8 protein-coding genes are annotated in these 9,337 nt (G+C 69.6%); 3 read left to right on the forward strand and 5 right to left on the reverse strand.

All coding sequences use genetic code 11. From position 1 onward, the window contains the following. Positions 1-234: 234 nt before the first annotated feature. The 3 genes from PV419_RS07000 to PV419_RS07010 form a co-directional block, all read right to left on the reverse strand. The gene (locus PV419_RS07000; protein ID WP_319687543.1) at positions 235-690 is read right to left on the reverse strand and encodes a hypothetical protein; all 456 of its coding nucleotides are present in this window, start codon (positions 688-690) and stop codon (positions 235-237) included. Between the two features lie 218 nt (positions 691-908). After that, on the reverse strand, positions 909-2,318 hold the full coding sequence (locus PV419_RS07005) for an undecaprenyl/decaprenyl-phosphate alpha-N-acetylglucosaminyl 1-phosphate transferase (RefSeq protein WP_319686856.1): 1,410 nt from the start codon (positions 2,316-2,318) through the stop codon (positions 909-911). 146 nt (positions 2,319-2,464) lie between these two features. Further along, complete coding sequence (locus tag PV419_RS07010) at positions 2,465-3,793, reverse strand: glycosyltransferase (RefSeq protein WP_319686857.1); 1,329 nt, start codon at positions 3,791-3,793, stop codon at positions 2,465-2,467. A 132-nt stretch (positions 3,794-3,925) separates the two neighbouring features. Here PV419_RS07010 and PV419_RS07015 point away from each other — a divergent pair, with 132 nt between their 5' ends. Then, a complete protein-coding gene (locus PV419_RS07015) occupies positions 3,926-5,209 on the forward strand; it encodes a glycosyltransferase (protein WP_319686858.1) in 1,284 nt (427 codons plus the stop codon). Between the two features lie 36 nt (positions 5,210-5,245). On the opposite strand, the gene PV419_RS07020 is transcribed toward PV419_RS07015, so the two are convergent. After that, entirely contained in the window at positions 5,246-6,121 is an 876-nt protein-coding gene (locus PV419_RS07020; RefSeq protein WP_319686859.1) for a hypothetical protein, read from the reverse strand. A 44-nt stretch (positions 6,122-6,165) separates the two neighbouring features. Further along, entirely contained in the window at positions 6,166-6,375 is a 210-nt protein-coding gene (locus tag PV419_RS07025; RefSeq protein WP_319686860.1) for an MbtH family protein, read from the reverse strand. A gap of 305 nt (positions 6,376-6,680) precedes the next feature. Between PV419_RS07025 and PV419_RS07030 the strand changes: the two genes are divergently transcribed. Next, positions 6,681-7,874 carry a dTDP-4-dehydro-6-deoxyglucose aminotransferase gene (locus tag PV419_RS07030; RefSeq protein ID WP_319686861.1) on the forward strand — a complete coding sequence of 398 codons (1,194 nt, stop codon included), beginning with the start codon at positions 6,681-6,683 and terminating at the stop codon, positions 7,872-7,874. Positions 7,875-7,879: 5 nt separating this feature from the next. Next, positions 7,880-9,337: a dTDP-4-amino-4,6-dideoxy-D-glucose ammonia-lyase gene (gene desII / locus PV419_RS07035; RefSeq protein WP_319686862.1), complete on the forward strand. Its 1,458-nt coding sequence runs from the start codon at positions 7,880-7,882 to the stop codon at positions 9,335-9,337.

Consider the following 9,337-nt stretch of genomic DNA (forward strand, 5'->3'; position numbering starts at 1 on the left):
GGCAACCTCGTTGTGTCGGCGCGGCGCATGGCCCGCGGAACGGCACTGGACTGGTCTTACGAATGTGGGGGCGGCTTGCCGGCGCAAGTCCGGTGTAGTCGGTGGGCAGCAGCTGCATGGGCCGCCGATTCCGTCCCGTGGAATCCGGGGGTTCAGCCGCCTGCGCCCGCTGTGCCTCAGATGGCACCGGACGATAGCAGGTGAGCGGACGTGCCCTTATACCGGCCCTACAGATCACGATGGGGACCCGGCGGGGGAGGCCTTCTTCTCCCCCGCCGGGTTCCGTTCGTCTTCGGACTCGGGCTGCACATAGAAGATCTTGGCCTTCATGTGCGCGCGGGTCTGTGCGGTGATCCACGTCAGCGTCGCGGCGAGCAGCGAGAACGCGAAAGCCCGGGTGCTGAAGAGAGTGGTGTCCTTGAAGATGCCGAGCACCACCGCCATCAGCAGGAACTGCACGGCGTAGAGCGCGAGACCCATCATCTGGAAGATCTGCGGAAGCTTGTTGGCGGTCCGCACCAGCACGATCAGGTCGATCGTCATCAGCGCGATCACCAGAATCGCCCCGAACGCGGCCCCCAACGCGCCCTTGCCTCCGGCGAGCACGGCACCGACGGCAATAGCGGCGGCGCCGACGACTGCGGTGGGCAGGGCACACTGCAGGAGCGTTCGGGCGTCGTTGGACTGCATGAAGGGTTCTCCGGCAAGAGTCGGAAGCAACGGTTCGTCGTTGACGAGCGTATCCCCGGGGAAGAAAGGAACCTCACGACGAAGGGCGGTCGCACTACGGCCCTTCGGCTCTGGCACCGGGTTTTCGTGAACGGTATCACAAACTATTTGATGAGGTCTTTACCTACCCGATGTGCTGCATGTCACACGGAAGGGTTAATGGATCCGTCTCACGCTGACTACCAAGAGCTACCGATCTTGCTCCCTCGGCTACCGCTGGGAGGTGTCCCCTGCTGCGAGAAGCGGGAGCGGTCGCCGATCGCGGTGGCTCCGTTGATCCCCGCCGGGACCGGGCCCCCCTGCTCACGCCCGGACTCACGCCCCGGCTCACCGCCCGGCTCGCTCCCCGGCTCGAGCCCCGGCTCTCCGTCGACAGCCTCCCGCGCGGTCTCCTGCGCGGCTCCGGCTGCCACCACCCGGCCCTTGCGGCGGTACCGCGGCGGAACGAAGCGCTCCGCCCAGTGCGGCACCCGCGGGGTGAAGCGCGGCAGCAGCAGAAGGACCAGCCCCACCGCGCTCAGCCCCACGATCGAGAGCACGAACCACATGCTGACCGAGTTCACCGAGTACGCCACGGCGCCGAAGGCGATCAGCGCCGACCAGAAGTACATGATCAGCACCGCGCGGCTGTGCGAGTGGCCGATCTCCAGCAGCCGGTGGTGCAGATGGCCGCGGTCCGCGGCGAACGGCGACTGGCCCCGCCAGGTGCGGCGGACGATGGCCAGCACCAGGTCGGCGAACGGCACCGCGATCACGGTCAGCGGCAGCAGCAGCGGGATGTAGACCGGGACGGTGGCGTGCACCGCGGCCGTCTCGGAGCCGGTGAACAGCCTCATCGCGTCCGGGTCCACCTGGCCGGTGATGGAGATCGCCCCCGCCGCCAGCACCAGGCCGATCAGCATCGAGCCGGAGTCGCCCATGAAGATCCGGGCCGGGTGGATGTTGTGCGGCAGGAAGCCCAGGCACATCCCCATCAGGATGGCGGCGAACAGGGTCGCGGGGGCGGCCGACTCCAGGCCGTAGCCGTACCAGATGCGGTACGCGTACATGAAGAACGCCGCGGCCGCGATGCACACCATGCCCGAGGCCAGGCCGTCCAGGCCGTCCACGAAGTTCACCGCGTTGATGGTGATCACCACCAGCGCGACCGTGAGCAGCGTGCCCTGCCAGGGTGTCAGTGAGACCGGGCCCACCCCGGGCACCGGCAGCCACAGGATGGTGAGCCCCTGGAGCACCATCACGCCCGCGGCGATCATCTGGCCGCCCAGCTTGATCAGCGCGTCCACGCCCCACTTGTCGTCCAGGACACCCAGCAGCCAGATCAGCCCGGCCCCGGACAGCAGCGCGCGCGGCTCGTTGGACAGCTCGAAGACGCCCTTGAGATTGGTGAGATGGGCGGCCACCAGCAACCCCGCGCACAGCCCGCCGAACATCGCGATGCCGCCGAGCCGCGGCGTGGGCTCGCGGTGCACATCGCGCGCGCGGATCTCCGGCATCGCACCCGCCACGATGGCGAACTTACGAACCGGCCCGGTCAGCAGATAGGTGACCGCGGCCGTGACGCACAGAGTCAGCAGATATTCACGCACAGACTGCCCCACAGATGTCGCCGGCCATCTCAGCAACACACACTAGCCGCCTCCGACGAATGAGACGGGCCATCGACGAGGACGTTGTCCATCCTTGAGTCGGTTCCGCCGACTCCGGCCCGCGCATTCTCCGGCGGTCCGGACGATCAGGACGACCGGGTCGGTTCGGGCGCGGAGTGACTCTCCCGCTGAATTTCCTCCAATACCCGCACCGCGTTCTCCGCTCCGTTCTCCCCGGCGACCTTCCGGGCCAGCCGGTCGGCGTTCCGGGCGATGTCCGCATCGGTCAGCGCCGTATGGACGGCGGCGGCGAGCGCGTCCGCGGTGAGATCGCGCTGCTTCACGGGCGGCGGGGCGACACCGAGGTCGTGCAGGTGATTTCCCCACATCACCTGATCCTTGTGGAAGGGGCAGGACACCTGCGGTATCCCGGCCTCCAGGGCCGTGTTGTGCGTCCCGGGCCCACCCGCGTGCACCGCCGCCCGTACCCGGGGGAACAGCCAGTCGTACGGGACGTCGCTCTCGATCCGCACCTGCTTCGGGGGGTCCGCGACGCTGATTCCGCCCCAGCCCGTGACGATCAACGCGCGCACCCCGGTACGCCGCACCGCCTCGATCACCAGCTGCCCGGTGGCCTCGGGGTCGACGCCGAGCAGACTCCCGAAACCGATGAACACGGGCGGCTGGTCGCCGTCTTCCAGGAAGCGCAGCAACTTTGGCGAGGGCTGCCAGTCGGCCTGCCGCGGAAGTGACCAGAAACCGGTGGTGTGTACCCAGGCGGGCCAGTCCGGCGCGGTCTCCAGAACATGTGGGCTGAAGCCGTGCAGGACGGGGGCCGGACTGCCGTCGGCACGGTGCCGGAAATCCAGGAACCCCTCGCGAGGCGGAAGTCCCAGGGTCTTCTCCCGCCAGGTCGAGATCAGATCCACGAGCAGCGGCTTGAGTGGCTGCCGAGCGGCCCGCTGGTGCTGTTCCAGGTTGTCCGGCCGGGCATCGAAGGTGCCCATCTGGCTGGGGTACCGGCGGGAGGCGACGAAGTGCGGATACAAAGTGGCCAGCACATGCGGGACGCCCAGTTTCTCCGCTATCTGGTGCATGACCTGGCGTGAGTGATGGGAGTGGATCACGATGTCGGCACCGTCGCGGGCCGCGTCCCACAGCTGCTGGAGCATCACGGGATAGGTCCTGGGCATGACCTCGTTGAATATCTTCTCCCGGGCCTTGCGGTATTCGCCGATCTCGCTCTCGGGCCGGTCGCTGTTCAGCAGGATCCTGCGGAAATCCGGCCGGGAGAGGGTTTTCACCCCTTCGTCGGTGAGCGGCTCGAAGCGCACGCCGTACGCGGCCGCGAAGGAGGCGTACATCTGCGGTCCGACCAGCGTGGCGGTGTGCCCCGCTCGGTTGAGGGCGTACGCCAGGGCCAGGTACGGCTGCAGGTCCCCACGGGTGCCATGGGAGTAGATCAGCGCCTTCACGCTCGTAGCGTAGGCGGGGTCCGGGGCGGCCGAATGGACGCGTTCTGCACGGCCCAAGCTGCCTCTTGTCCACCCGTTCCGCGGCCCGCGAGGATGCGTGGCTCGGGACCGGACCGGAAAGGGCTGAAGCCGATGAGGGCGCTGGTGTACTGCCACGGAAGCCGAGGCGATGTCGAGCCGTATCTGGCGCTCGCGTACGCGCTCAACCGCGCCGGGCACACCGCGGTGCTGGCGGCCCCCGCCGTCTTCGCCCCGTTCGCCGCCGCCTACGGGGTGGAATTCGCCCCGCTGGACGACTGGTCGCTGACCGTGTGGCGCCGCCCCGAGGTCCGGGAGCTGCGGTGGACGAGCGACCGGCGGACCCCCGAGGCGGAGGCCAAGCGGGCCGCCCTGCGGCAGGAGGCGACCGAGCGCTATCCGGTGCTGCTGCGTGACATGTGGGAGGCGGCCGCGGACCACGCGGACAGCGCCGATGTCATCATTCACTCCCAGTCGTCCCGGGAGCAGATCGCCCAGATCGCCGAGAAGCTGGGGATCCCGAATGTGCTGGCCGTCCTCTATCCGAACTTCGTGGTCTCCCGGAAATATCCGGCGTTCGGCCGGCTCTCGGAGGTCTTCACCGAGCGGGAGGATCCGCGGGGCACGGACCCCAGGAGCTATATCTCGCCGGAGCTCATCGAAATGATCGCGCACTGGCGGGCGGAGACGCTCGGGCTGCCGCCCCGGGAGGGATTCCTGGATTTCCGGTACCGCGCCGACGGCAGCCCGACCCCGGTGCTCCATATCTTCAGCCCGCGGGTCATCGAACCGGCCGCCGACTGGCCCGACTCGGTCCACACACACGGCTTCTGGCATCTGCCGCCCGCGCCCGGCTGGGAGCCGCCGGGCGATCTGGTGCGCTTCCTCGACGAGGGGGACACACCGCTGTTCATCGGCTACGGATCCACCATGAGCCCGGACCCGGAGGCGAACGCACGGACCGTCCTGGACGCGCTCCGTGACACCGGACACCGCGCCGTGGTCGTCGAGGGCTGGGGAGGGATCGAGATCAGCGACGCCCCCAACGAGGTCATGGTGGTCAAGGACGTGCCGTACGCCTGGCTGCTTCCCCGGGTGCGCGCGGCCGTGCACGCGGGCGGGCCGGGCACCTACAACGCCGCGCTGCTGGCCGGGATCCCCCAGGTGATCTGCGCGTTCGAGACGAGCCAGCGGATGTGGGGCGAGCATCTCCACCGGCTGGGCGTCGCGCCCGCCCCCCTCATGCAGCGCGAGGCCGCGGAAGGGCTCGCGGCGGCCGTCCGCGAGGCCGTCACCGATCCCCGGATCACGGCCAACGCGGCCCGGATGGGGGAGGCACTGCGGGCGGAGGACGGGTTGGGGGCGGCGGTCAAGGTGCTGGAGGAGATAGCGGGGTGAGCTCCGCCGCCTTGCCCCGCCGCCCCGCCGCCCTCATCAGGTCCAGGTGACCACCGTGGCGTCGTCGATGAACCCGAAGATGCCCGCCAGGGTGGTGCGCCTGCTGCCTGCGCTGGTGTTGGGCTCCACGGCGTGGACATGCGTGCCGTTGAAGACGTACACGTCGCCGGGGGCGATGTCGATCTCCTGCCGCGCGATGCCCTCCAGCGCTTGGGGCGGATACGGCGAGCCGGTGTAGTGCAGCCCCAGCCGTTGCTTGGAGGCGTCGTCGGGCCGGATGTTCCACACCAGCAGCCGGCCGCCGTCGCCGTTCTCCAGGCAGATGTTGAGGGCCGTGACCTGGTGGTCGACCACCCGCTGGATCTCGAAGTCCGCCTGCTGTGGCTCGGTGCACTGGGAGCGGTCCTCGTGCGGGTCCAGGGCGTAGCGCCCGTCGCCGTGCCAGGAGCGCAGCAGCGCGCGGCACGCACGGCGGCCGCCGTGCTCGGCCGGCCGCACGGTCACCCCCTCCGGGGCGAGTGCCTCGGCCAGCCCTCCGTAGAAGGCGGTCAGCGGATCGCCGGGGATGTCGAGCACCCGGTCCAGCGCCGCGGCGGTCCGCTCGGAGTCGTCCAGGTAGTCGGCGGTCGTCTTGTGGTAGTGGTACGTGCCCAGGTAGTAGCTCGGAGCCTCGGTGCTGCGCCGCAGCCGGTCGGGGCTGGCCCAGAACCTGGCCGACAGCTCGGCGCACGGAGCGGGGCTCACCATGCCGCGGAAGACGACACCCGCGCTGATGCCCCGCAGGACGTCGATGACGGCTCGCGGACGGAACTCCCGGTACTCACGGAAGGCGAAGTACTCGTCGTCACCGCTCCAGCCGGTGAGCCCCTGGCTCTTCCCGGCCCGTACCGCCGTTGCCTCGGACGCGGTCATCCACTCTCCTCCCTGGGGGCCGGCCGATCCGGTCGATTCCGTCGCTAGCCACCCATCTGCTCGATGAGGCTCTTGGGCCGCATGTCCGTCCAGTGCTCCTCTATGTAGTCCAGGCACGCCTGGCGGCTGTCCTCGGGGTGGACGATCGTCCACCCCTCGGGCACCTCGACGAATTGCGGCCACAGCGAGTGCTGACCCTCGTGATTGACCAGAACGACATACCGGCCGTCAGGGTTCTCGAACGGGTTCGTCATTCGGTCTCTCCTCAACGTCCCGAAATCACGAATGCGGCGTTACGGCAGAAGGGCACGCGTCTTTATGCGGCGCTACTTCCACCGAAACCCAGATATTGCCCTGCGGGCGCCCGGACGGACTGTACTCGACCTATACGCGAAACTGCCTGTTCCGGGTCTCCCCGGTCTTCGCCAACAACATCTGGCATGGCCGGGAATGGAGTTGTAGGCTGCGGCTGCTGAAGCAGGTGAATCGGTCCCCACATGCGAGCGGAAATCGCGGGGCAGCAAGGAATGTATGCCCGGATATCGACCCTGGGAGTGCCGTGAAACGGGGAATCGGTGATCTCGCGCTGTTCGGAGGGCGGCCCGCCTTCCTGCATCCGTTATATGTCGGCTCGCCCGGCCCGGTGGACCGCGGTCGGCTGTTCGACCGGATCAACTGGGCGCTGGACAACCGGTGGCTCTCCAATGGCGGGCCGCTGGCCCTGGAATTCGAAGGGCGGATGGCCGAGCTCGCGGGCGTTCGCAACTGCGTCTCCACCTGCAATGCCACGGTCGCGCTGCAGCTGGTGTGCCAGGCGGCGGAGCTGACCGGTGAGGTCATCATGCCCTCGCTGACCTTCGTCGCCACGGCACACGCGGTGCGCTGGATCGGTCTCGACCCCGTGTTCGTGGACATCGACCCGCTGACGGGTCAGCTGGACCCCGCCTGTGTGGCCGGCGCGATCGGGCCGCGGACCTGCGCGATCGTGGGCGTCCATCTGTGGGGTCGGCCGTGTCCCGTGGAGGAGCTGGAGAAGATCGCGGCCGACCACGAACTGCCCCTGTTCTTCGACTCGGCACACGCCATCGGCTGCACCGTGGGCGGCCGCCCGATCGGCGGCTTCGGCACCGCGGAGGTCTTCAGCTTCCACGCCACCAAGGTGGTCAACGGTTTCGAGGGCGGCGCGATCGTCACCGACGACGACGCGTTCGCCCAGCGCATCCGCTCCCTGCAGAACTTCGGCATCGGCCTGCCCCCGGGGGGCAGCCCCGCCGGGGGCACCAACGGCAAGATGAGCGAGGCGTCCGCCGCGATGGCGCTCACCTCGCTCGACGCCTTCGAGGGGGCGGTCGAGCGCAACCGGGCCAACTTCGAGAGCTATCTCGCGGAGCTGGCCGCGACGTCCGGCATCTTCGTGGTGCCCCACGACCAGCGTGAGTCCAACAACTACCAGTATGTGATCGTCGAGCTCGACGAGGACCTGACGGGCCTCAGCCGGGATCTGCTCATCGAGGTGCTGCGGGCCGAGAACGTCATGGCGAAGCCGTACTTCTCCCCCGCCTGCCATGAGCTGGAGCCCTACCGGTCCCGGCAGCCGGTCCGCCTTCCGCACACCGAGCGGCTGGCGTCACGGGTGCTCGCGCTGCCGACGGGCTCGTCGGTCTCCCGCGAGAGCATCCGGCGGATCTGCGACGTCATCCGGCTGGTCGTCGCCAAGGGCCCGGACGTGACCGCCCGTCGGCAGAAGGGGTGACCGAGATGACTCCGGCAAGCGATCCGAGGGCGGAGGCCGTCGCGCGCTGCGCGGCTCCCGGCGGCGACCGGGAGGAGGCCGCCGCGGCCGTACGGCGGCTGCTGGTGGCGGACGGCCACTGCCCGCCGGAGGAGGCGGACGCCGCGGCGGCCGACCTGGTCGGTCTGGCCCGGCACTACGGCAACCGTCCCTTCACCCCGCTGGAGGAGGTGCGGCGCGAACTCGGCCTGGACCGGGGTGGCTTCGGTCGGCTGCTGGAGCTGTTCGCCCGCCTTCCCGAGCTGCGCTCCGCGGTGCTGGCGGGGCCCGCCGGGAAGTACTGGTCGAACACCCTGCTGCCGCTGGAGGAGCGCGGGGTGCTGGACGCGGCCTTGGCGGGCAAGCCCGCGTTTCCGCATATCGTCGGCCTCTATCCTGGGCCGACCTGCATGTTCCGCTGCCATTTCTGCGTCCGGGTGACCGGGGCCCGCTATCCGCACTCCGCGCTGGGAAACGGAAACGCGGCGCTGGCGTCGGTCATCGACGAGATGCCGACCGACAACCCCCACGCGCTCTATGTCTCGGGCGGTCTCGAACCCCTCACCAATCCCGGCCTCGGCGATCTGATCAGCCGGGCGGCCGGCCGCGGGTTCTCGATGACGCTGTACACGAACTCCTTCGCGCTGACCGAGAAGGCGCTCGCCGGCGAGTCCGGGCTGTGGGACCTGGGCGCCATCCGCACCTCGCTGTACGGCCTGACCGACGAGGAGTACGAGGCCACCACCGGGAAGCGGAACGCCTTCCGCCGGGTCGACGCGAACCTGCGGCGCTTCCAGCGGATGCGCGCCGAGCGCGAGGCTCCGGTACGGCTGGGGCTGAACCACATCGTGCTGCCGGGGCGCGCCGAACGGCTGCTGGACGTGGTGGACTTCATCGCCGAGCTCAACGCCGTCGCTCCCGAGCGGCCAGTGGACTTCCTGAACCTGCGCGAGGACTACAGCGGCAGGCCCGACGGCGCCCTGTCCGTCCAGGAGCGCGCCGAGCTGCGGCGGATCCTGCTGGAGTTCGAGGAGAAGGTCCGGCGGGTGACGCCCACCCTGGCCGTCGACTACGGCTATGCGCTGCACGCGCTGAAGTCCGGCGCCGACGCGCAGCTGGTGCGGATCCGCCCGGAGACCATGCGGCCCGCCGCACACCCCCAGGCCGCCGTCCAGGTCGATGTGCTGGGCGATGTCTACCTCTACCGCGAGGCGGGCTTCCCCGGCCTGCCCGGGGCGGACCGCTATATCGCGGGGCGGGTGGGGCCCGGCTCCTCGCTCTCCGGCGTCGTGGAGCGCTTTGTGAACGAGCGCGTCCATGTCGCGCCGAGGCCCGGCGACGAGTACTTCATGGACGGCTTCGACCAGGTGGTGGCGGCCCGGCTGAACCAGCTGGAGGCCGATGTCGACGCCGGGTGGCGGGAGGGCCGCGGCTTTCTGCGCTGA

Origin of the sequence: Streptomyces sp. ME19-01-6 (genome assembly GCF_033793745.1) — a bacterium.
In the GTDB taxonomy this organism is placed as follows: Bacteria; Actinomycetota; Actinomycetes; order Streptomycetales; family Streptomycetaceae; genus Streptomyces.

Excerpts from the sequence above, each read along its gene's own strand:
- PV419_RS07000 (WP_319687543.1), bottom strand. The coding sequence starts at position 690 with ATGCAGTCCAACGACGCCCGAACGCTCCTGCAGTGTGCCCTGCCCACC.
- PV419_RS07015 (WP_319686858.1), top strand. The coding sequence starts at position 3,926 with ATGAGGGCGCTGGTGTACTGCCACGGAAGCCGAGGCGATGTCGAGCCG.
- PV419_RS07020 (WP_319686859.1), bottom strand. The coding sequence starts at position 6,121 with ATGACCGCGTCCGAGGCAACGGCGGTACGGGCCGGGAAGAGCCAGGGG.
- PV419_RS07025 (WP_319686860.1), bottom strand. The coding sequence starts at position 6,375 with ATGACGAACCCGTTCGAGAACCCTGACGGCCGGTATGTCGTTCTGGTC.
- desII (WP_319686862.1), top strand. The coding sequence starts at position 7,880 with ATGACTCCGGCAAGCGATCCGAGGGCGGAGGCCGTCGCGCGCTGCGCG.